At 67.7% G+C, this 21414-nt stretch carries 23 protein-coding genes and 3 pseudogenes; 14 read left to right on the top strand and 12 right to left on the bottom strand.

What is annotated here, in order from left to right:
* Window positions 1–278 precede the first annotated feature (278 nt).
* On the top strand, window positions 279–980 hold the full coding sequence (locus tag OHA58_RS40165; protein WP_405475179.1) for a class I SAM-dependent methyltransferase: 702 nt from the start codon (window positions 279–281) through the stop codon (window positions 978–980).
* Window positions 977–1237 carry a hypothetical protein gene (locus OHA58_RS40160; RefSeq protein ID WP_405475182.1) on the top strand — a complete coding sequence of 87 codons (261 nt, stop codon included), beginning with the start codon at window positions 977–979 and terminating at the stop codon, window positions 1235–1237. The genes OHA58_RS40165 and OHA58_RS40160 overlap by 4 nt, the downstream gene beginning before the upstream one ends.
* A 174-nt stretch (window positions 1238–1411) precedes the next feature.
* On the opposite strand, the pseudogene tpg reads toward OHA58_RS40160, so the two are convergent.
* The 3 genes and pseudogenes from tpg to OHA58_RS40145 all read right to left on the bottom strand — a co-directional run.
* A pseudogene (gene tpg, locus OHA58_RS40155) lies at window positions 1412–1690 on the bottom strand (telomere-protecting terminal protein Tpg); the annotation flags it as partial.
* Window positions 1687–1809: pseudogene (locus tag OHA58_RS40150) on the bottom strand (IS5/IS1182 family transposase); the annotation flags it as partial. The pseudogenes OHA58_RS40150 and tpg, both read right to left, overlap by 4 nt.
* 218 nt (window positions 1810–2027) lie before the next feature.
* Window positions 2028–2159 carry a hypothetical protein gene (locus tag OHA58_RS40145; protein WP_389534100.1) on the bottom strand — a complete coding sequence of 44 codons (132 nt, stop codon included), beginning with the start codon at window positions 2157–2159 and terminating at the stop codon, window positions 2028–2030.
* Window positions 2160–2347: 188 nt separating this feature from the next.
* On the opposite strand from OHA58_RS40145, the gene OHA58_RS40140 reads away from it, so the two are divergent.
* The 7 genes and pseudogenes from OHA58_RS40140 to OHA58_RS40110 all read left to right on the top strand — a co-directional run bounded on the left by OHA58_RS40140 (window position 2348) and on the right by OHA58_RS40110 (window position 9588).
* A complete protein-coding gene (locus tag OHA58_RS40140; RefSeq protein ID WP_116502170.1) occupies window positions 2348–3025 on the top strand; it encodes a FadR/GntR family transcriptional regulator in 678 nt (225 codons plus the stop codon).
* On the top strand, window positions 3022–4473 hold the full coding sequence (locus OHA58_RS40135) for an amino acid permease (RefSeq protein ID WP_405475185.1): 1452 nt from the start codon (window positions 3022–3024) through the stop codon (window positions 4471–4473). The genes OHA58_RS40140 and OHA58_RS40135 overlap by 4 nt, the downstream gene beginning before the upstream one ends.
* Window positions 4474–4484: 11 nt before the next feature.
* Window positions 4485–5501 carry an asparaginase gene (locus tag OHA58_RS40130; protein WP_405484655.1) on the top strand — a complete coding sequence of 339 codons (1017 nt, stop codon included), beginning with the start codon at window positions 4485–4487 and terminating at the stop codon, window positions 5499–5501.
* Window positions 5502–5532: 31 nt separating this feature from the next.
* Entirely contained in the window at window positions 5533–6945 is a 1413-nt protein-coding gene (aspA, locus tag OHA58_RS40125; protein WP_405475187.1) for an aspartate ammonia-lyase, read from the top strand.
* A 39-nt stretch (window positions 6946–6984) separates the two neighbouring features.
* A complete protein-coding gene (locus tag OHA58_RS40120; RefSeq protein WP_405475190.1) occupies window positions 6985–7914 on the top strand; it encodes a glutaminase in 930 nt (309 codons plus the stop codon).
* A gap of 245 nt (window positions 7915–8159) precedes the next feature.
* A pseudogene (tnpA, locus tag OHA58_RS40115) lies at window positions 8160–8627 on the top strand (IS200/IS605 family transposase).
* Window positions 8628–9315: 688 nt separating this feature from the next.
* A complete protein-coding gene (locus OHA58_RS40110) occupies window positions 9316–9588 on the top strand; it encodes an HPr family phosphocarrier protein (RefSeq protein ID WP_116501785.1) in 273 nt (90 codons plus the stop codon).
* Between the two features lie 557 nt (window positions 9589–10145).
* On the opposite strand, the gene OHA58_RS40105 is transcribed toward OHA58_RS40110, so the two are convergent.
* Window positions 10146–10235, bottom strand: coding sequence for a hypothetical protein (locus OHA58_RS40105; RefSeq protein ID WP_405485403.1), 90 nt, complete (start codon window positions 10233–10235; stop codon window positions 10146–10148).
* 272 nt (window positions 10236–10507) lie between these two features.
* On the bottom strand, window positions 10508–10972 hold the full coding sequence (locus OHA58_RS40100) for a carboxymuconolactone decarboxylase family protein (RefSeq protein ID WP_405484659.1): 465 nt from the start codon (window positions 10970–10972) through the stop codon (window positions 10508–10510).
* Window positions 10973–11783: 811 nt separating this feature from the next.
* Between OHA58_RS40100 and OHA58_RS40095 the strand changes: the two genes are divergently transcribed.
* Complete coding sequence (locus tag OHA58_RS40095) at window positions 11784–11906, top strand: hypothetical protein (RefSeq protein ID WP_405475193.1); 123 nt, start codon at window positions 11784–11786, stop codon at window positions 11904–11906.
* 314 nt (window positions 11907–12220) lie between these two features.
* On the opposite strand, the gene OHA58_RS40090 is transcribed toward OHA58_RS40095, so the two are convergent.
* The 3 genes from OHA58_RS40090 to OHA58_RS40080 all read right to left on the bottom strand — a co-directional run bounded on the left by OHA58_RS40090 (window position 12221) and on the right by OHA58_RS40080 (window position 14612).
* The gene (locus tag OHA58_RS40090; protein ID WP_405484661.1) at window positions 12221–12880 is read right to left on the bottom strand and encodes an NADPH-dependent F420 reductase; all 660 of its coding nucleotides are present in this window, start codon (window positions 12878–12880) and stop codon (window positions 12221–12223) included.
* Window positions 12881–12958: 78 nt separating this feature from the next.
* On the bottom strand, window positions 12959–13894 hold the full coding sequence (locus tag OHA58_RS40085) for an SDR family oxidoreductase (protein ID WP_405475196.1): 936 nt from the start codon (window positions 13892–13894) through the stop codon (window positions 12959–12961).
* 85 nt (window positions 13895–13979) lie between these two features.
* The gene (locus tag OHA58_RS40080) at window positions 13980–14612 is read right to left on the bottom strand and encodes an NADPH-dependent F420 reductase (protein WP_405475199.1); all 633 of its coding nucleotides are present in this window, start codon (window positions 14610–14612) and stop codon (window positions 13980–13982) included.
* Window positions 14613–14792: 180 nt separating this feature from the next.
* Between OHA58_RS40080 and OHA58_RS40075 the strand changes: the two genes are divergently transcribed.
* Complete coding sequence (locus OHA58_RS40075) at window positions 14793–15704, top strand: LysR family transcriptional regulator (RefSeq protein WP_405475201.1); 912 nt, start codon at window positions 14793–14795, stop codon at window positions 15702–15704.
* Window positions 15705–16423: 719 nt separating this feature from the next.
* On the opposite strand, the gene OHA58_RS40070 is transcribed toward OHA58_RS40075, so the two are convergent.
* Complete coding sequence (locus OHA58_RS40070; protein WP_405475204.1) at window positions 16424–17035, bottom strand: TetR/AcrR family transcriptional regulator; 612 nt, start codon at window positions 17033–17035, stop codon at window positions 16424–16426.
* A gap of 145 nt (window positions 17036–17180) precedes the next feature.
* Here OHA58_RS40070 and OHA58_RS40065 point away from each other — a divergent pair, with 145 nt between their 5' ends.
* On the top strand, window positions 17181–17915 hold the full coding sequence (locus tag OHA58_RS40065) for an SDR family NAD(P)-dependent oxidoreductase (protein ID WP_405475207.1): 735 nt from the start codon (window positions 17181–17183) through the stop codon (window positions 17913–17915).
* Window positions 17916–17947: 32 nt separating this feature from the next.
* Window positions 17948–18571, top strand: a complete 624-nt coding sequence (locus tag OHA58_RS40060) for an NADPH-dependent F420 reductase (RefSeq protein WP_405475209.1) — start codon at window positions 17948–17950, stop codon at window positions 18569–18571.
* Window positions 18572–18841: 270 nt separating this feature from the next.
* Here OHA58_RS40060 and OHA58_RS40055 read toward each other — a convergent pair whose 3' ends face one another.
* Complete coding sequence (locus OHA58_RS40055; RefSeq protein ID WP_405475211.1) at window positions 18842–19012, bottom strand: hypothetical protein; 171 nt, start codon at window positions 19010–19012, stop codon at window positions 18842–18844.
* Between the two features lie 166 nt (window positions 19013–19178).
* A complete protein-coding gene (locus tag OHA58_RS40050; protein WP_405475214.1) occupies window positions 19179–19319 on the bottom strand; it encodes a hypothetical protein in 141 nt (46 codons plus the stop codon).
* Between the two features lie 864 nt (window positions 19320–20183).
* Between OHA58_RS40050 and OHA58_RS40045 the strand changes: the two genes are divergently transcribed.
* On the top strand, window positions 20184–20456 hold the full coding sequence (locus OHA58_RS40045) for a hypothetical protein (protein ID WP_405475217.1): 273 nt from the start codon (window positions 20184–20186) through the stop codon (window positions 20454–20456).
* Window positions 20457–20497: 41 nt separating this feature from the next.
* Here OHA58_RS40045 and OHA58_RS40040 read toward each other — a convergent pair whose 3' ends face one another.
* A complete protein-coding gene (locus OHA58_RS40040; protein WP_405475218.1) occupies window positions 20498–21142 on the bottom strand; it encodes a hypothetical protein in 645 nt (214 codons plus the stop codon).
* Between the last annotated feature and the right edge of the window lie 272 nt (window positions 21143–21414).

Raw genomic sequence — 21414 nt, 5'->3', positions numbered from 1 at the left:
AGCTTTTGTGCGGGCGAGTTCTTTGAGCGCCTTCCGCGCCGCGGGAGTGCCGGCCGTGGTCTGCCAGTACGGGTGACCGGCGAGGAGGCGGGACAAGTCCAACAGGCGCCGACGATGTGCGGCTGCAGCTGGCGACGGGTTCCAAAGGCAGTTGGTGATCATTCGGCTCGTGATGGTCGTGCAGAAGTGACGGTGCTGCTGGACAGCGAACGCCGACAGATCCATCTCCCCGCCTATGGTGCGGTGAGGTGCTGTCTTCATGCAGAGGAGTGGCTGGTATGACGAACACGGATGAACGTACGACGTTGGTCCGTGAGGTGCGCCACCGACTCGCGCAGGAGGGGCCGCGGTGGACGCGAGACCACGAGGGAGACTTCGAGACCGTCACGTTGCCGGAACGCCACTGCGACCAGCTGCGCGATCTGATGGTCTGCGAGGGAGTCGAGAAGGTTGTCGAGGTCGGTCTCGCGTACGCAAGTTCTGCGCTCGCCATCGGTGAGGCGCTGGCAACCATCAACCGTCCGCTTCCCCGGCACGTCATCATCGACCCGTTTCAAGAGCGGGAGTACTCCAACGCCGGCTGGGATCTGCTGTGCTCTGCGGGGCTGGACTCGATCGCCACGCTCATGCTCGCTCCTTCGTCGATCGCGCTCCCGCAGCTCCTCACCGAAGGCTTCATCGCCGACGCGGCATTCGTGGACGGCAGTCACCGGTTCCACGAGGTCTTCGTCGATCTCTACTTCTTGCGCAAGATTGTCCGGCCCGGGGGCCTGATTGTTATCGACGACGACTGGTGGCCGTCCGTGCACACAGCCGTGCACTACTACGAGCGGAACCTGGGATGGACGGTGATCCCCGACGCCTTCCCCGGCGAGACGATCGGCGTCGGACCTCAGGGCAAACTAGCGGCTCGGTGCAAGGCCTTTCGCTTGCCTGACCCCTCGTTCGAGCCTTCCTTCGAGGACTTCCACGCGTTTTGACCTGGCCGCAGGACTGCTGGACGTCCTTCATCGTGTCCGTGTGCCGCTGCTCGACGCGGCACGTCCAGATCCGCCCGGTGCTGTCGGAGGCCAGCGGCCGCGGGCCCGGCCGGCGCGGTGTCATGCACGCCGTCGACTGCGAGGAGGTGCCGGCGGGAGCGCTGATGCTGCTCCTTCTCGAGCGGATCGAGCTGCCGTTCGGAGTTCATGCCGGCCCCGACCCATGCGTGTTCACCCGCTGGAGGCTGCCCCGCTGAGCGGCCGTGGGCTTTTCACCGCGCTACAGACCTGGCCTCGCCACCGTGGTGACCCATGCGCGGCAGCCTCATTGGGCACGACATCGCGTGCAGGAACATCCGACCCCCGCGGATATGCGAGCGAGCCCCGGACCGCATCGGTCCGGGGCTCGCGGGCTGGTCGGGGTGCGGCTGCTAGAGGTCGAACTCGAGGTGCTCGATGTCCGTGAACCGGACCTCTTCCAGACTGCCGGCGCGGCGGCCGCCGTCCTGGAAGTAGACCTCCCTGAGCGCTTCGGCCGCGATCTCCTGGAGCCGGGCGTCGCCGGCACCGGCCTCCTGAGCCTCGAAGAGGCGGGCGGCGTAGACGGGTGGCAGGGCGACGGTCAAGTGCCGGATACGGTCCTGGTCCGTGGACCCGATCGGCGCGGTGTAGCCGAGGCGGGCGCGGGTGTCGATGACGATGCCGTCCGTGGCCGGTGGCGAGGCCGGCCCCGAACCCCGCGTATGCGGGGTATCGCGTCCAGCAGGGGCATCAGTTGGGTGGTGTCGTGGCGGTTTCCGCTGGTCAGCGACACGGCCAAGGGGCGGTCTCCCTCGTCGTCGAGCCGACCGGATGCCCGAGCCGGACGAGTTCCCCTGGATCCGTCGGCAGCCCCAGCGCGGATTCTCCTAGGCCCACCTCCGGGCAATCAGTCTGCGGTGCCACGCACGCATCGTCGCGGGCGCCACCGGGAACACCTGCGCCCAGCGAGGCCAGCCCTGCGACCCACAGCCGATCCGCCAGCTCGTAGCGCACCGGCTTCGTGAGCTACCTGCGCAGCACCGCGTTCTCGTGCCGCAGCACCAGCAATTCCGCGTCCTTGGCCACGTCCCCGCATAGCAGCACCGCCGGAACCGCGAGCAGTTTCCGGGCCACCCGGTACACCAGTGAAACGATCAACGGACAGGGTTCCAGCAGACAGTGATGCCGCGCCAGACCACCCCCGAGCAGTAGCGATAAGTTTCCGAACGGCACAGGATGGGGGCCTCGGTGCCCCTTGACAGCCCCGTCCCGTTCCGCGCAGGATCACCCCCATGAACCTGTCAGACAGCCAGACAGGTGGGTCGGTGCCGCGGCGCGTCAGCGCGATGGAAGCGGTGCTCACTCACCTCCGCGGCGCCATCGAGCGCGGCGAGTACGCCATCGGCGACAAGCTCCCCTCCGAGGCGGAGCTCTGCCGCCGCCTCGAAGTCAGCCGACCGGTACTCCGCGAGGCACTGCGGGCCCTGCAGGTGATGGGGCTGACCGTGTCCCGCACCGGCAAGGGCACCTTCGTGGTCGCCAACACGGTCGACGACCCCACCTTCGGGGACTACGCGGCCAGCGACCTCCTCGAAGTGCGCCGCCACGTCGAGATCCCGGTCGCCGGGTACGCGGCGGTGCGGCGCACCCCGGAGAACCTCGACCACCTCACCCACCTCCTGGAGCGGATGGAGCGGGAGACCGATACCACCGCCTGGGTCGCCATGGACACTTTGTTCCACATCGTCGTCGCCGAGGCCTCGCAGAACCCGGTGTTCCGCCGGGTCATCGAGGAGATCCGCGATGCGCTGGGCCGCCAGTCCGCCTTCCTCAACGAACTCGGCGACCGCCGTGAGCAGTCCAACCGCGAGCACCGCGCGATCGTCGAGGCCCTCATGGACGGCAGCGAACACGACGCGGTGGAGGCCATGGCCCACCATCTCGACCGCGTCCAGACCACCCTCACCTCCATCGTGCGCCCCGAGCGCGCGGCCCCACCCGCGGAAGGCGGACCCCAGGCGTGAGCGAGCGATCCCTTCAGCAAGACGCCCTGCGTAGCGAGAAGCCGGCCTCCGGACACGTCGACGCCGGAGACGCGGGCTACAGCAAGTCCCTGAAGTCCCGGCACGTCAACATGATCGCCATCGGCGGTGCCATCGGCACCGGCCTCTTCCTCGGCGCCGGCGGCCGCCTCGCCGACGCCGGACCCTCCCTCTTCGTCGCCTACGCGGTCTGCGGCCTCTTCGCCTTCCTCGTCGTCCGCGCGCTCGGCGAACTCGTCCTGTACCGCCCGTCGTCGGGCGCCTTCGTCTCGTACGCCCGTGAGTTCCTCGGCGAGAAGGGCGCGTACATCGCGGGCTGGATGTACTTCCTGAACTGGGCCACCACCGGCATCGCCGACATCACCGCCGTGGCCGTCTACACCCACTACTGGGGCATGTTCTCCGACATCCCGCAGTGGGTGATCGCGCTCATCGCGCTCGCCGTCGTCCTCACCGTGAACCTCATATCCGTGAAGATGTTCGGCGAACTGGAGTTCTGGTTCGCGATTATCAAGGTGAGTGCGCTCGTCGTCTTCATGCTCATCGGCATCTTCCTGCTGGTCACCCAGCACCCCGTTGACGGCCACAACCCCGGCCCGTCCCTGATCACCGACAACGGCGGCATCTTCCCCAACGGCCTGCTGCCGATGCTGCTGATCATCCAGGGCGTCGTCTTCGCCTACGCCTCCGTCGAGCTGGTCGGCGTCGCCGCCGGCGAGACCGAGAACCCCGAGAAGATCATGCCCAAGGCGATCAACTCGATCATGTGGCGCGTCGGCCTCTTCTACGTCGGTTCCGTGGTCCTCCTGTCGATGCTGCTGCCCTGGAGCTCGTACAGCGCCGCCCAGAGCCCCTTCGTCACCGTGCTGTCGAACATTGGCATCCCCGCCGCGGGCGGCGTCATGAACCTGGTCGTGCTCACCGCGGCCATGTCGTCCCTCAACTCCGGCCTGTACTCCACCGGCCGCATCCTGCGCTCCATGGCGATGTCCGGCTCGGCACCCAGGTTCACCGGCGTGATGAGCCGCAGTCAGGTCCCCTACGGCGGCATCCTGCTCACCAGCGGCATCTGCGTCATCGGCGTCGGCCTCAACTTCATCGTCCCCGCCGACGCCTTCGAGATCGTGCTGAACTTCGCGGCGATCGGCATCCTCTCCACCTGGGGCATGATCATGCTCTGTCACCTGAAGTTCTGGCAGAAGACCCAGAACGGCGAGCTGACCAGGCCCAGTTATCGCCTGCCCGGCTCGCCGTGGACCGAGATCGTGACGATCGTCTTCCTGGTCTCCGTACTGGTGCTGATGTACGCCGACGGAGGCGCGGGACGTACGACCGTGCTGTGTCTGCCGCTGATCGCGGCGGCGCTCGTCGCGGGTTGGTACGGGGTGCGCCGCCGGGTGGCGGGGATACGCGACGGAGCAGACGCGTGAACCAGGCAGTGATGTACGGAAGTTCGGTGGCCGAGGCCCCGGTGATCCGGGAACCGCTCCACGCGCCGGTCGCCCACCTCGTCCGCGGCGGTGTCATCGAGGGCATCCACTACGGCTCGGTGGTCGTGCTGGGCGCCGACGGCAGCGTGGACCTTCAGATCGGCGACATCGAGGCCGCCTTCTACCCGCGCTCGGCCCTCAAGCCCGTCCAGGCCGTGGCGATGCTGCGGACCGGGCTGCCGCTGGACGGCGAGCTGCTCGCGCTGACCGCCGCCAGCCACTCCGGCGAGGAGCGGCACCTGGCCGGGACCCGCCGGATCCTGGAGCTGGCCGGTCTATCGGAGGACCAGCTGCGCAATGCCACGGACCTGCCCTTCGACCCGGTCGTCCGGGAGGACTGGGTGCGCGGGGGGCGGCTGCCCTCCCGCCTCGCACAGAACTGCTCGGGCAAGCACGCGGCCATGCTCTACACGGCGCGGCTCAACGACTGGTCCCTCGACGACTACCTCGACCCGGCCCACTCCCTCCAGCAGGCCATCGCGGAGATCGTCGAGGGCCTCACCGGACAGCGGATCGCCCAGGTGACCGTCGACGGCTGCGGCGCGCCCCTGTTCTCTGTCTCGCTGCACGGCCTCGCCCGCGCCGCCGCCAGCATCGTCACCGCCGCGCCCGGCACCCCCGAGGCCATGGTGGCCGACGCGATGCGCGAGCACCCCGAGATGGCCTCCGGATCGGGGCGGGACGTCGCCGCGCTGATGCGGGCCGTGCCGGGGCTGCTCACCAAGGACGGCTTCGAAGGCGTGCAGGTCGCCGCGCTCCCGGACGGCCGGGCCGTCGCCGTGAAGATCGCCGACGGCGCGGACCGGGCACGCGTCCCGGTGGCCGCGGCCGCCCTCGCGCGCTGCGGAGTCGACCCGGCCGCGCTCGCCGAGTTCGCGACCGCCCCGCTCCTCGGCGGCGGCGAGGTGGTCGGCAGCATCCGGCCCGCCCGTGCGCTCGCCCCGCTCACCCACCCCACGTACACCTGATCCACACACCTCCGAAAGAGGCCGCACAGCCATGACCGCCGCATCCCACCGCAGCGAGCACGACCTGCTCGGCGACCGCGACGTCCCCGCCGAGGCGTACTGGGGCATTCACTCCCTGCGCGCCAAGGAGAACTTCCCCATCACGGGAACGCCGATCTCCGCCTACCCGCACCTGATCGACGCCCTCGCCGCCGTCAAGGAGGCCGCCGCCCGCGCCAACGAGGAACTCGGCCTGCTCGCCCCGGACAAGGCGGCCGCCATCGTCGAGGCCTGCCGCGAGATCCGCGAGGGCAAGCTGCACGACCAGTTCGTCGTCGATGTCATCCAGGGCGGCGCCGGCACCTCGACGAACATGAACGCCAACGAGGTCGTCGCCAACCGGGCGCTGGAGCTACTGGGCCACGAAAGGGGCCAGTACGAGTTCCTGCACCCCAATGAAGACGTCAACCTGAGCCAGTCGACCAACGACGTTTACCCGACCGCAGTCAAGATAGCGACCGTCTTCGCGGTGCGCGGGTTGCTCAAGGCGATGGCTGTACTGCAGGACGCCTTCGCCGGCAAGGCCGTCACGTTCCGCCACGTGCTCAAGATGGGCCGTACACAGTTGCAGGACGCGGTACCCATGACGCTCGGTCAAGAGTTCTCTGCGTTTGCCGTCATGATTGACGAAGATCGCAGCCGTCTTGACGAGGCAGTCGAGTTGATCCATGAAATCAACCTGGGCGCCACTGCCATCGGCACCGGCCTCAACGCCCCCGCCAAATACGCCGAGGCGGCGCGCCGCCACCTCGCCGACATCACCGGGCTGCCCTTGGTGACCGCCGTGAACCTCGTCGAGGCGACCCAGGACTGCGGCGCCTTCGTCCAGATGTCGGGTGTACTCAAGCGGATCGCCGTCAAGCTCTCCAAGAGCTGCAACGACCTGCGCCTGCTCTCCTCCGGACCACGCGCGGGCCTCAACGAGATCAACCTGCCGCCGGTGCAAGCCGGTTCAAGCATCATGCCCGGTAAGGTCAACCCGGTGATCCCCGAAGTCGTCAACCAGGTCGCCTTCGAGGTGATCGGCAACGACGTCACCATCACCATGGCGGCCGAGGCGGGACAGCTCCAGCTCAACGCCTTCGAACCGATCATCCTGCACTCCCTGTCCGAGAGCATCACGCACCTGCGCACCGCCTGCCTGACCCTGGCCGAGCGCTGCGTCGTAGGGATCACCGCCAACACCGAGGGGCTGCGCGCGGCCGTCGAGAACTCCATCGGCCTGGTGACCGCCCTCAATCCGCACATCGGGTACACGGCTGCCACCGACATCGCCAAGGAGGCCCTCGCCACCGGACGCGGCGTCGCCGAACTCGTACTGGAGAAGGGGCTGTTGCCGGCCGAACGGCTCGCCGAGCTGCTGCGTCCGGAAGTCCTCGCGGGCAGCGGCTCCACGCACGCCTGAACCACGAACGCGCACCAGGACCGGCCGGGAGGCAAAATAATGATCACGACGTCGCCGCTGGCCTTCCAGCCGGTCCTCGAACGCATCGCCACCGAGATCGAGCAGACGCCGGGTCGCGGGCGGCCTGCCGACTACATCCCGGCGCTCGCCGCCTGCGACCCGCGCCGCTTCGGCATGGCGGTCGCGGAACTCGACGGCACGGTGTACGGCGTTGGGGACTGGCAGCAGCCGTTCTCCACGCAGTCGCTTACCAAGGTCTTCACGCTCGCCCTCGTCCTGGCCCGCGAGGGCGACGAGCTGTGGGAGCACGTGGGCCGCGAACCCTCCGGTAACCCGTTCAACTCCCTGGTGCAGCTGGAGTACGAGAACGGCATCCCCCGCAACCCCTTCATCAACGCGGGCGCCCTCGTCGTCACCGACCGCCTGCAGACCCAGACCGGTGACGCGGCCGGCATCCTGCTGGAGTTCCTGCGCGCAGAGAGCGGCAACCCAGAGCTCGCCTTCGACAGGGACGTCGCCTCCTCCGAGGCCGCGCACGGCGACCGAAATGCGGCACTGGGTCACTTCATGGCGTCGTACGGCAACATCGACAACCCGGTGCCCGCGCTGCTGGAGCAGTATTTCCGCCAGTGCTCCATCGAGGCGTCCTGCGCCGATCTCGCGCTCGCCGCCGGGTTCCTTGCCCGGCACGGCATCCGCGCCGACGGCTCCCGGCTGCTCACCCGCAGCCAGGCCAAGCAGGTCAACGCGGTCATGCTCACCTGCGGCACCTACGACGCGGCCGGCGAGTTCGCGTACCGCGTGGGACTGCCCGGCAAGAGCGGCGTCGGCGGTGGCATTGTGGCGGTTGTGCCCGGCCGGTGCACGCTGGCCGTGTGGGGCCCGGGACTCGACAAGCGAGGCAACTCGGTGGCGGGCGTCGCGGCCCTGGACCGGTTCACGACACTGACGGGGCTGTCGGTGTTCTGAGCCCGATCTCTTTGCGAGCCTGGCGTATCGCGGCGTCCGCGTTCGCCAGAGTCCGCTTGTCCTTCGGCATTATCTGCCACCACGCGTGCAGGCAGTTCCACATCGCGCGGGCGGCGGGCGCCTGCTCGTCGGTGAGGAGATTCTCGGCAGGGGACAGTCCCAGTCGGGCACGGTTCCCGAACTGCCGCTTTTCCAAACCGAGTTCACCCATGGCGATCAACCTACAGTGGGTCTGTGTCACCTCGATGAAGCCGAACCTCGATGTCAGAACCGGCCGCCACGTCGTCCACAATCTGCACGTCCACTTGGTGTTCGTCACCAAATACCGGCGCAAGGCGTTCACGGACAAGATGCTTAAGCGCTGCGAAGAGATCATGCGGTAGGTGTGCACGGACTTCGAGGCCGAGCTGAAGCAGTTCAACGGCGAGGAGGACCACGTGCACCTGCTCGTGCACTACCCGCCCAAGGTTCAGCTCTCCAAGCTGGTCAACTCCCTCAAAGGCGTCTCCTCCAGGCGTCTGCGCCAGGAGTACGACGCGCACATCCGCCGCCACCTGTGGGGCGGCCACTTCTGGTCCGGCTCCTACTTCGCCGGAAGCTGCGGCGGTGCGCCCCTGACCGTCGTACGCCAATACATCGAGAACCAGAAACGCCCCGTAGGCCGAGGTGAACAGTGCCGGCCCGTGCTCACCTGCGAGTCAGAGCAGTCCTGAGATGGCCTCACCCCCGGCGTAAACGCCGGAGCACTGGCCAAGATCAAAAGGTAGACCAGAACTCGACCGGGTACACCGGCGTCGACTGCGGCGGAGACGTCCCCTTTCCCTTCCACTCCCCCGCAGCCCGCCCCACTGCCGCGGAATCCGGCGATCACGTCCCCGGGCGCCCGCCGGGAGTGGGACCCACCAGGGAAAGCTGACAACACGTCATGGCGTGTCTGGCGGTTCCGCGGACGCCGCGGAGTCGGTGAGATTCTGCGGGTCGGTGGTCACGGGCCCTACCTCCGTGGTCATAGGACGGACCGGACGAGCCGACGGCCTCTCGGGACACGGCTCAGCAGCTTCTCCAGCCGCTCGGGTACCAGACGCATCCATAGCCCCTTCCCCGATCCGTGCGGCGCCTCCCGGCGCGTAGACCGCCCGGGTCATCCCGTACGAGATCAGCGGGCAGCCACCACGCACGCCGATGCCGGTCGGCGCGGAGCCCGGTCACTTCTGTTTCATGCCCGTATCTGTTTACTTCACCGCACTATCCCCGTAGCATCCCGGGAAACACGCAGCAGTGGACATGAAACGGATGTAAACCCACATCCGTCTTCAGGGATCCAAACCAGCAGTCAGCAGTCAGCAGTCAGCAGTCAGCAGTCAGCAGTCAGCAGTCAGCAGTCAGAAAGAGGATCAACTAATGCCTCAGCGCACAGTCGTCATCGGTTCGCGTACCGGGCTGCACGCCCGCCCTGCTTCCGTCTTCGTCCGGGCCGCCTCGAAGCAGCCGGTCAAGGTGACGGTCGCCCGCGAGGGGCAGAGCCCGGTCGACGCACGCAGCCTTCTGTCCGTGCTCGCGCTCGCGGTCAAGCACGGCGACTCCGTGGTGCTCGCCGCCGAGGGCGACGGCGCGGATGCCGCGATCGACGAACTGGCCGCGCTCGTCGCCACGGACCTCGACGCCACGGAGTAGCGGTGACGTAAGCGACGGTTGGCATCCCCGCGAACAACCGACAGGCGGCGGGCTCGGCGTCCACTCCATGAGCTGTGACGCGGGCCCGCCTTCCTGCGGGAGTAGCTCTGCCGCGATGGGTCCGTGCAGCGCGGAGCGCTGTCGATGCCCCCGTCAATCGCCGCTTGGCCACGCGACCCGTGCCAGCTCGGCCACTCGGGACAGCTCGTCCGTATCGGCCCCGTCACGTGCGCGCTGCGAAAATCCCTGCACGATCGTGGCGAAGTAGGACGCCAGAGCCGACGTATCGGTCCCGGCCGGCAGTTCCCCTTCCTCCTCGGCCCGGCGCAGCCGCGAGGGGGGCGAGACCGGCGTTGCGCACGTCGCGCAGGAATTTCGCGATCTCCTCGTCCTGCACGGTGACGTTGGTGGCCGCACTGATGGCCAGGCAGCCCGCCGGGTGGGACGGATCCGCGTAGACCACCGCCGCCTCGCGCAGGATCCGGGACACGGCGCCGCGAGCCGTCGGCGCCTCGGCCAGCGCACGCGCCGGGAAGGACCCCACCGGCGAGCGGCCGTTACACGTCGACGGCCTTCTTGAAGAGCGCCTTCTTGTCGCCGAACGCCGCGTACAGGCTGCCCGGACGGATACCCATGGCCTCCGTCAGCTCGCCCAGCGAGGTCGCCTCGAATCCGCGCTCCCAGATCAGCCGGATGGCCGCCTCCAGCGCCGCGTCCCTGTCGAACGTGCGCTGAGGAGCGTTCCTGGCTCGAGTCGGCCCAGTAGGTCGGGAATGAGCTGCTGTTCGTGGAGTGACAGCGGACCGGTCGCTGCGGCGAACACCGCATGTGTCCCTCCATCACCTGCGGATACCCGCCTGAGCCGTCGGGGTCCCTCACTCGTTCGGGTGGGGCTGCCGGGCCGGAGGGGAGGGTCGGGTCAGTCCCACTGCTCGTCGGCGAGCGAGGCTACCGGTGCGGGCTTGCCGATGACGGCCAGGGCTATGAAGAAGTTGATCTGGCCGATTGCGATGGTCAAGGTGGCCAGGGCCTTCTCGTCGTAGTGCTTGGCCACTTCCGCGTACAGGTCGTCGGTGACCCGTTCCTGGCCATGCGGGGCAGGCTGGAGGGTGGCTTCCACCAGGGACAGCGCCGCGCGCTCGGCGTCGGTGAAGTAGGGGGCGTCCTGCCACGAGGAAACGGCCGTGATGCGCTCCTCGGATACTCCCGCCTTGCGCAGGAATCCGGTGTTCAGGATGGTCAGGTATGTGTTACCCACGATCTGTGCGGCCCGCAGGTGTACCAGGCTCATCGTGGTGCGCGGCACCGATCGGTTGCCCGTGGCACGGAACAGGGCGGCGGTGATGTCGTTCAGCTCGGGAACGAACTCGGTCGGGTTCGGCATCCGGGAGATCGGGGTGCTGGTCACGACTGGACTCCTTCGTATCGGCCTGTTTGGCGTTCTCACGGCACTGACGGAGCAACTCACCTCGATGTGACCGGAGTCCGGAAAATTTCCTCCCGATGCGTTGCGTCCCTGAGCCCTCCCCGGTGTCTCGCCTCGCGCACCCAGAGCTTGGTGTCGATACGAGAGCAGGGCCCTGATCCCCGTTCGGTGCGCCCTCGAAGTATCTCCGCGGACCCAGATCAACTGAGATTCGGCTCGGCTGCGTGTCTCCCCTGTCCTGGTCTCCACAGGTCAGGGGCATGGCATGGGGCCAGATCCGTTTTGACCTGCATCCGGCGGGTCGGAGCCCGGCCTGTCAAGGACGAGTCGTGACCACGCCGACCAGCCTTGCCGCCGTCGTGCAGGCAGGAGACGTGATCGGCTACGAGGGTCAGTGGCGCAAGGTGCAGGCGATCAAGACGGTGGTGTTGCGAGCTGCTGCTCTCGGTTCCCCACCTGCCCGCATAGATCGTCCCGGGATCCGGCGGGACTGCGAAGCGCACGAGACCTCGCCCCGGCCTCCCAGGCCCTGCGGGCATACGAGAGCTGCCTGGTGATGTCTCCGGGAGACCGTGCTGTTCAACGGGTGGGGTCTCCCCGGCTCGATCTCCTTGGCCTGCTGATCCGGCAGCAGGCGGTCAACCACGCCATCCGGCGTGCGCTACCAGCAGCCGCGCTGACAGCGAGATCGCCGCCCTACGGGCCGAGGTCGCGCGGATCGACGCGGCCGCCGCAGAGATCAGAGCCATCACCGACGCCATGGTGCGCCTTGCTGATCGGCGCCCCGCTGCACTCCGACGGCAAGCTGACCATCGTCTCCCTCGCCGCGGAAGCCGACCTGCGCCGCAACAAGCTCACCCACAAGCACACCGGCCTGAAGGACCTGTTCTAGCAACAGGATCTGGCCCGGGTCCGCGCCGAACTCGACGATCTGCGTAGCCAGGCGCAGCTCATGGCCCGGATCGTCTACGTCCTGGAGATCGAGAACCACCAGCTCAAGGAGGCCAACACGAATCTGCTTGGGCAGTTGGCCGCCCGGGGAGCAGTCCGCGACCTGACCCAGCGCACTCCGCGCGCGACGAGACGCGGGGGCAAACCCTTCGCTGGATTCGACGCCTTTGCCTGCGAAATATGCCCCCGCCCGGTATCCCCCCGGGCGGGGGCATAGCGCGGCCGGACCACATTGCGGTCCGCGACAATTGACGGTTACCGCGTTGCGGTGGCCAGTGCCGCGCGGATGGCGTCCTCGCCGACCGGCTGGCCCTTCTCGTTCGAGTACGGCCCGTATGGTGTTCCCCACACCGGCGTGCCCGTCGCCTGCCGCCAACTGTCGGCCAGCGTTCCCGCGTCTACCACGCTGTAGCCGATAGAGTCGATGAATTCGGTCACCGCCGCCTTCGCCGGTGCGGAGTCCCCGGCGATCGGCAGGTAGGAGCGGTCGGCCGCCCCTGCCGAGCGGGCGAGTGACAGCAGGTGCTTGAAGAAGATGTTGTTGAACGCCTTTACGAGCAGGGCGTCCGGGACGTACCGCAGAAGCAGCTCGCTTGAGGTGAGGGACTTGCTCTCAAGCTCGAGGATGTGCCCGTCACGCTCGGGGCCGTAGTTGCAGGTGTCGATGACCGTCTTCCCGGCCAGTGGCGCGGCGGGCATGTGGGGGAAGGCGCTGACCGGCACCGTGACCACGACAATGTCACCGGCCGCCGCGGCCTCTTCGCTCGTCGCCGCGGACGCCCGCGGCCCCAGTTCCTCGGCCGTGTCCACGAGCGTTTCGGGACCGCGCGAGTTGCTGAGCACCACCTGGTGCCCGGCCCCGACAGCGAGTCGCGCGAGGGTCCTGCCGATGCTTCCGCTTCCGATGAATCCCACAGTCGTCATAATCTCAACGTCCCTCAGAAGAGCCGAACTTGCCGGTCGCCGGGCTCGTTACGATCCGGGTTCCCGCCGTCAGCCGGCAGGGAAGTAATGGCCGTTGTCCAGATCGGCGAGCAGGCCGGGCCGGGCGGGTTCCCAGCCGAGGGCCCGGCGGGTGATGAGGTTGGACGCCGGGTAGCTCTGCGTGACGATATTCGTGAGGAACCCGAAGTACCCCGGCGTCATCAGGGCATCGTTGGGAACGCTCACGGCGGGCAGGCCCAGGCGGCTGGCGATGGCCTCGGCGATGTCACGGAACGTGATGCCCCCATCCTCGACCGCGTGCCAGTATTTGCCGGCCGGCCCCTTCTCAAGCGCCAGGCGGAACAAGGTGGCGGCATCGCGGATGTGCACGGCGTTCCACAGGTTCGCGCCGTCGCCGTGGTAGCCGACGAACCCCTTTTCCTTCGCGAGCGCGATCAGCGCGGGGAGGAAGCCGGCACGATCGGTCGTGCTGTGCGCAATGTTGGCGATCCGCACGACCGAAGACCGCACCCCCTGCTCGGCGAGGTCGACAACGGCCCTTTCCACGACGTTGCGGACCCGCAGGGTGCCCTTGTGCTCCTCGCCGGCGGGGAGGGCCGGGTCCTCCTCGGTGGCCGGCCGCTCCAGGTTCCCGGGCGAGCCCACGCTCCCCGCCGTGACCAGCGGCTTTCCTGTTCCCGCGAGTGCCTCGCCGTACGCGAGCATGATCGGGAGCTCCGCAGCGGCCACGGCGTCCAACCCGCCGGAGGGCAGCAGATCCTGCCTGTGGGCGACGTGGATGACGCCATCGGAGCCCGAGGCAGCCTCCTTGAGCCCGTCAAGATCCTGAAGGTCGCCGCGACGCACCTTCGCGCCGAGCGCGGACAGGGCCGCCGCGGAAGCGTCCGACCGGGCCAGGCCGGTGACCTCGTGCCCGGCCGCGATGAGCTCGGGGATGATATAGGAACCGGAATGGCCGGTCCCCCCAGCGACGAATACGCGCATCTAACTGTCCTTGTGAGGGTAGGTGCAGGGTCTTCCCGTGCCGTAAGCAAACTGGCGTAATGCGGCACGAGAGGTAGTGGTGAGCTCAGCCGAGAAGGGTGATGCCGAGGGAGAAATTGGCGTGCTTGACGGAGTGGTGCATGAGGCCCAACTCCAATAGGCCGACGTTCTCCAGTACCCGCGCCATGAACAGTTCCCCGGTGTCCCAGGGGCGCAGCCCCAGGCTCTCGACGAACGCCGACACGCGTGCCTTCGCCTGCGCGTCGTCGCCGGCGATGAACACGTCCAGAGGGCGGTCCTCGGCCGGGCCAGCCGCCAGAACGTGGGAGAACACAGTGTTGAACGCCTTGACGACATGCGCGTCGTCGGGAGCCGCCTTGGCGATCTCCTGTGCGCCGGAACTGTCGTCAGGGACGACGAAGCCCTGCAGGTCGGGGGCTACGGGGTTGGTGATGTCGACGATGATCTTGCCGCGCAGTGCGTCCCCGTACTCCCTCACCACCGCCGCCGCGCCGGCGTACGGCGCGGCGAGGATCACGATGTCCCCGGTCGGGGCGGCCCCGGCCGTCCCGACCGTGGCGCCGCCGAGCGTGGCGGCCAATTCCTTGGCGTTGGCCTGGTCGCGGCCGATGATCTCGACGGCGTTGCCGCCGGCGAGTGCCCGGCCGGCCAAAGCACGGGCCATGTTTCCGAGTCCGATAATGCTGATGCTACTCATCGGTGTTCCTGCTTTCCGGGCTTTGGCCCTGCTGTCAAATTCCAGTGTGGAATTCTTGTGCCGAATTCACTTCGACGCCCTTAAGCGCCTGTTTTTCATGTTGCCATCCGGTCTGAGTGGCGTCCAAGACCTATTGAAGCCATGGTGATACCCTGGAGGTATCACCGGGCTGGGGGTTTTATGGATCTGGATCTGCGCAAACTGCGTTACTTCGTCGCCGTGGCCGACCGGCTGCATTTCGGCCGCGCCGCCGATGAGCTTCACATCGCACAGCCGGTGCTCAGCCGGCAGATCCGCGCGCTCGAGCAGGATCTCGGCGCCTCGCTGTTCACCAGGGATCGGCACGGCGTAGAGCTGACAGACGCGGGCCGGCAATTGCTGGCCGATGCCGGTCCGCTGCTCGCCTCAACCCACGCGGTCCGCCGCCGGGTGTCCGCGGCCGCCAGCGGCAAGCGGCGGCTGATGGTCGGTTTCCGGGCCGGCATTGCCGTCACCCCGGCGGCCCGTGCGTTCGAGGACCGGCACCCGGACGTGGTCGTGGACGTGCAGCGGATCGAAGGGGACGACCAGGCTGCGATGCTGCTCGACGGCCGCATCGACGTCGGCTATGTGCGGCTACCCATCGACGAGGCCGGCCTGCGCGTCACCCCGCTGTACACCGAGCCGCGGGTAGCGGTACTGCCCACCGGACACCGGTTTGCCGGCAAGCAGGAGGTCACCGAGGCCGACCTGGCCGGCGAAACGCTGGTCTGGCACGGTGACCCGAGCACGCAGCCCACCAAACGCCCGCTCCCCAATGCCGGGTACCCGGTGCGCGGGGTGGACGAGACGCTCGAGCATGTCGCGGCCGGACGGGGCATCTCCTTCCTGGCCCGTTCGGCGTCCGTGTTCTATTCGCATCCGGACGTCGTCAATGTGCCCATCCCGAATCTGGCGCCCGAACAGGTGTGCCTCGCGGTGACGGCATCGCACACCTCGCCGGTAGTAGATGACTTCGTCACTGCGGCTCAGTCGACGGCCGAGATCACGGCAGAATGTGGGAACTATGAGATGTGGCAGCTTGGAGGCGATGCCGTCACAAGGCGCGCTTGAGCAGTTCGACTGACCCCGTTCATCATGCGCTGAAGAGTGAAATGACCTGACGGAGTGGTGCTGTTGCGGCTGACCTCTGAGACAGTTCCCCTCTTCGGCCAGCAGTTGCCTGAGGGGCCCCGAAGCACCTGAGACCGACTGGAAGTACGTGCTGCGGAAGCGGCTCAACTCGGCTGATCGCCGTGTCGTAGTAGCGGAGCCGTTCGCCGGCGGTCTGCCGTTCGTAGTGTGCAGGAGTCGGTCCGTGGGATCCGGAACCCGACGTCGGGTTTCAGCCGGACGTGTTGGCTGCCCGCCTGTTGGCCTTCGTTTCGGACTGGCGTGGCCCAGATGGGCCGCGCACTGATGATCAGCGTGGATGGTTTACAGGCCCTGAAGATGCGGGTGGCCCGCCAGCGTCGCTGGCGGGCCACCCGCATCTTCACAACCTCCCAGCTGCGTACGAGTTCTTCATGCGCCACCGCGTACGGACTTATGCGATCAGCCGTCTGTTCGAACCGCGGCGCGCCAGCGCCCTGGGCCGGGATGACGGCCTCGAACTCCTGAAGCCCTCGGGGGTCGCCGGTCTCCCCGGCGGCGTCTGCTGCGGCCGTCAGCAGGCGGGCGGTCAGTTCCGTAAAAGCCAGCAGGTCCGGGCCAAGTGCCGGGCGGCTGGTGTCGCGTACCAGCCAGTGCAGCCCCGACCGGCTGCGCGTCCAGCCCAGCCGCGGAGTGCCACGTCAACTCGACACGTCCTCCCCTCGCCGGTCATCGCTGGCTGTGGCGGGGATCGCGTTGTCGATGAGGACGGCAGCGATGGCGGCGGCGGTGGGGAAGGCGTCGGCGTTGAGGACCCGGGTGCGGGCCGCGGCGCCGTCGATGAGCAACGCGAGCTGCTCGCCGAGCTGTTCAGGGTCGGCGGCCCCGGCTTCGCGGGCGGTGTCGGCGAGCCGCGCGGCGACGGCCTTCTTGTAGTCGCGCGCGTACTGGGATGCGGGGTGCTGGGGGTCGTGGAGTTCGACGGCGGCGCCGATGTAGGGGCACAAGGGAGTGGTGGGGGGGATGTCGAAGGCGGCGAGGAGCCGTTCGCGGGGCGTGAGGTCGGTGCGGTCGAACACGCCGGACAGAACGGAGGGGTCGAACCGGCGCAGGTACTCGGCGACGAGTTCGTCCTTGCCGCCGAAGTGCTGGTAGGCCGTGCGCTTGGACACCTCGGCCACCGCGCAAAGCTGGTCCATGCCGGTGCCGTTGATGCCCTGCTCGCGGAACAGCTGCTGGGACGCGCTGAGGATGCGCTCGCGAGCGCCCCGGCCGCGGCGCCGACCCGTGGGGCCCTTCTCCAACTCCGTCATGCCTCCATCGTACCGCAGCTAGGTAACGACCGGTGTACATAGTTTGCGCCCTGGCCACCCGCCGCGTACCGTAAGCACACAGGGCGGTGTACTTAACACCGTCACCCCCAGGTACACACGGCACCACCGACCCAAGGGAACGACTATGGGAAAGCTCGACGGCAAGGTCGCGGTCATCACCGGCGGCACCACCGGCATGGCGCTGGCAGGCGCGAAGCTGTTCGTCGACGAGGGAGCGCACGTCTTCATCACCGGCCGCCGCCAGGACGCCCTGGACCAGGCCGTGAAGCAGATCGGCCGCAACGTCACCGGCGTCCAGGGCGACGCCGCCAACCTGGACGACCTGGACCGCCTGTACGACACCGTCAAGCGGGAGAAGGGAAGCCTCGACGTGCTGTGGGCCAGCGCAGGCGGGGGTGAGCCCGCCCCGCTCGGCGAGATCACCGAGGCCCACTTCGACGCCGCGTTCTACCTCAACGCCCGCGGCACCCTGTTCACCGTCCAAAAGGCCCTCCCGCTCTTCAACGACGGCGGCTCCATCCTCATGACCGGCTCCAACGCCTCCCTCGGCGCCTTCCCCGGCTGGAGCGTCTACGCCGGCAGCAAGGCCGTCCAGCAGGCATGGGCCCGCGTCTGGCTCAACGAGCTCAAGGACCGCCGCATCCGCGTCAACGTCCTGACCCCCGGCCAGGTCGCCACCGCCAAGCAGGAAGAACTCTTCGACGAGGCCACCAAGCGCCAGTTCGAGTCCCTCATCCCCCGCGGCCAGATGGGCCGCCCCGACGAAATCGCCACCGCCGCCCTCTTCCTCGCCTCCGACGACTCCAGCTACGTCAACGGCATGGAACTCGTCGCCGACGGCGGCACCACCGCCATCTAAACCGAACAACCACAACCAGGGCAGGACATCTCATGAGCAACATCAGCATCATCGGCACCGGGAACATGGCCCGCACCATCGGAACGCGGGCGATAGCGGGCGGCAACACCGTCGAAGTCATGGGCCGCGATCAGTCCAAGGCCACTGACCTGGCCAAGGCTCTCGGCGGCGGCGCCACGACGGGAGAATGGGGCACCGCCCCGGCCGGGGACATCGTCATCGTGGCCCTGCTGTACGACGGCGTCGTGCCGGCCATCGCCCAGTACGGAGACGCTCTCGCGGGCAAGGTCATCGTCGACATCAGCAACCCCTTCAACTCCACGTTCGACGGGCTAGCCCACCGCGAGGAGACCTCGATCGCGCAGGAAGTCGCCAAGGCCGCCCCAGCCGGCGCCAGCGTGGTGAAGGCGTTCAACACCATCTTCCGCCACGTCCTGGAGAAGGGCCGGCCCGACGTCTTCATCGCCGGCGACAATGCGCAAGCCAAGGCAAGTGTGGAAGCGTTCATCGAAAGCCTCGGGCTGCGCCCGCTGGACGTCGGCGGCCTGACAATGGCGCACTGGCTGGAAGGAGCGGGCGTGGTCACGGTGGGCCTCGCCAACCACGGCGTGGGGAACTTGGACTTCGCCCTCAGCATCACCGAACTTCCCGCCTGAGCAAACGGTTGACGGATCACCCAAAAAAAACTCGCCAATTGAGCCCGTTGGCGAGCCGGTGGGGTAGCGGTCCTGCACGTCCTTCTCGAAGGCGAAGATCACTTCCGTCAGGTCGATGACCGCTCCGTCCAGTCGTGCTTCGGCCGCCTCCAGCCCCCGGGCCGCCAGGCAGCCGCCGGTGAACTCGGCAAGCAGCCTGGTCACGCGCGTTTGGGTCTGGCTGTTCGTCAAGGCCGTAGCCCGGTGGTGGGCGATCCAGGCGTGCACCAACTAGGCGACCAACTGCGAGCACCGATAGTTCCCAGGGCGGATCACGCGCCGCATGGCCGTGCCCTTGGGATTGGTGTAGATCAGCTCACGCGTCTCGATCCAGGACACCTGCCCGCCCCGCTCAAGCGACTTCGCCGCCTGCCGGGACCCGCGTTCTCCTCGTCTGGGCATCAGACCGCCTGCCGTTCTGCCAGACGGCTCGCGTAGTCGGCGTAGGACTTGTTCTGGTCGCTTCACCCCGCAATCGCCCTCGCAACCAGCAGGTTCGTCCGCCGGATGTAGCGCAGAGACCGCATCGTGGAACTGGCGTGCAGGTGTCCGAGCAGCCGCTGAACGATCAGCGGGCGTTGAGATTGGCGTGTTCGGCCAGCAGAGCATCCTGTCCGCCCTCGGCGATCTTCTCGGCGAGGGCGGACAGGATCATCTTGATCAGGTTTCCCAGCATGATCACGGCGTTCGCCGCCTTCTCTGGCAGCATCTCGACCGCGCACCGCCGGGCATCAAACCCGCCCTCACTAACGTGGTGAAAGGAGTGCCGTCGGCCGTTCCATCGCTGACACCACTCTGAGGCGGTAGGGATCTCGGTCGAGTCGACGAATGGAAGTGTGTCCTGGACGCCAGTCATCAGTCGCAGGTCCAACACGCGTCAACTGTCTGCAGAAGCAGAGGGTGCCTCGATGCCGGCCGCTGCGGCGATCTCGGCGATGCGCCCAAGCGCTTCCTGGTACGCCTGGGCATTGCCGGGCTGATTCTGCCAAGTGCGGATCCGGAGGGTGGTGGACTGCAGAGTCCCTGGCGGAATGCCGAGGTACCGAGCCGCGCCGGTTCGTGATCCGCCACGAGCCATCTGGACCAAGCGGATCGCGGCGTCACGCCGCAGGAGTCGTTCGGGCCCGTCCAGTTCGTTCAGTGGAGCTGCCCAGGCATCGGCTGATCGACGGCTTACCCGGGCGTGCGGCTGGCACGTCCCGAGGACGGCGCCCGGTTCGGTGAGCTGCTGGCCTTAGCGACATCGAAAAGGAACATGTTGACGAGGTGGAGGCGGGCCGCTGTGGTGCGTGGCTGCTGGAAGCCCTGCAGCTGGCAGCAACACCTTGACGCAGCCCCTGGTCCGCGCAGCCGCAGACGGGAAGATGCTAGACGCCGCCATTGCACTGTCGCTGCCGCTGGTTGCCCAGGACAGGGACGGCGCGACAGTCGGGGCGCTCCTGGCATCCGCCCGCCTCCTGAGCCACGTCAAGGGGGCGGCAGTTCCCGACGCTGTGGCCGCGACGCTCGCTGATAGACGACGACCTCCGGGCGTCGCTCCTTGGCCTGATGTCCACTCGATAAGGAGGCAGAAGTGCCGTTCACCGTCACCGGCGCATTCGATGACGGTGCGACCTACGCAGTGCCGATCACCGGGCGGACCGACCGCCCGGCGATCGGGTCGTACCGCGCCGCAACTCTCGTGGAGCTCCACCAGGGCGAAGACATCTCCCTGTCGCCAACCAGCCCCGTACACAAGGTCGCCGGAGACGATGAGGTGTCAGTGCTGGCGGTGCTGCACGAGTACACCGACGTCCTCGAGAAGGGGGCGGAGGCGCCACGGCACGCGCGAGTACCTGGGAGCTGACCCGGTGTTCTTGCACAATTGTGCAAGAACGATCTTGGATCTCAGTCTGACTTGCCGCACTCCGAGAGGTGACTCAGCTTCGCCCGATCATCAGCCATCAGGCCCCCCTCCTTCTGTTGCAGGATGACCTTCTTCGAGGGCGGGCCCGCGGTCTTGGTCAGTTCGCCGCCGTTCCATCGCACCCATGCTTGGCCGTTGTTATCCATGAAGTGCAGTCCCTGAAAGATCCAACCCGTGTGGGGCCCAGGGGACGCGGCGAAGCTCGTCGCCTGGGCGAAGGTGACGGCCTTCGGCACGCTGACGGCCGTGCAGGGCGGCAGAACCCCAACAAAGACGTACGTGACCGAGTTGTCATGCTTCTCTCGCCGTTGCTTGTCGTTCAGGAAGAAGGCTGCCCACACCGGGTCTAGGGAACGGTTCGCAACAACCGAGACCTTGATATTTCCCCACATTGAAAGGCGGGCGGCCTGGCTCCGTTCGTCCTTCTCGGCGTCCTCCTTGGACTGAGCGAGTTGATCGTCCGCGACCTGAGCGGACTTGTAGGTCCCCCAAGCGGTGATCGCCAGGCTGACTGCGGCCACAACAGCCGCAAGCACGGCTGTGTGTCTGGCCCAGTCGGAGCGCTGATACCAGCGCCTGAGGCGAGCGATGCGGCCCGACCCACGTATCCGGTTGGTGACAGCCATAGGGGGGCGCGGAGTGACTTGCCGGACCCTCAACCGCGGTCGTCGCTCTAGCACTTGACCTCACTAACCATCGTGCTCCACCTCGTAACGCCCCAGGGTCTATCACGGAGCTCAGCGGCTGCGTAGGCGGACGTCGCTCGCAGAACGACTCCCGCAACGGCGAGATTCTCTGGTGCTTTCCCGGCGCTGGAGTCGAGGACGGCGCGCTCATGCACGAAGCCTTCCGGATCGCACTGTCGTGAGGAGGTCCAATCCCCTGGACGTCGCCTCGG

It is taken from the genome of Streptomyces sp. NBC_00009 (assembly GCF_045040855.1).
In the GTDB taxonomy this organism is placed as follows: Bacteria; Actinomycetota; Actinomycetes; order Streptomycetales; family Streptomycetaceae; genus Streptomyces; species Streptomyces aureus.
Note: the sequence above shows the minus strand (reverse complement) of the source record. Positions and strands in the feature narration are given on the sequence as shown.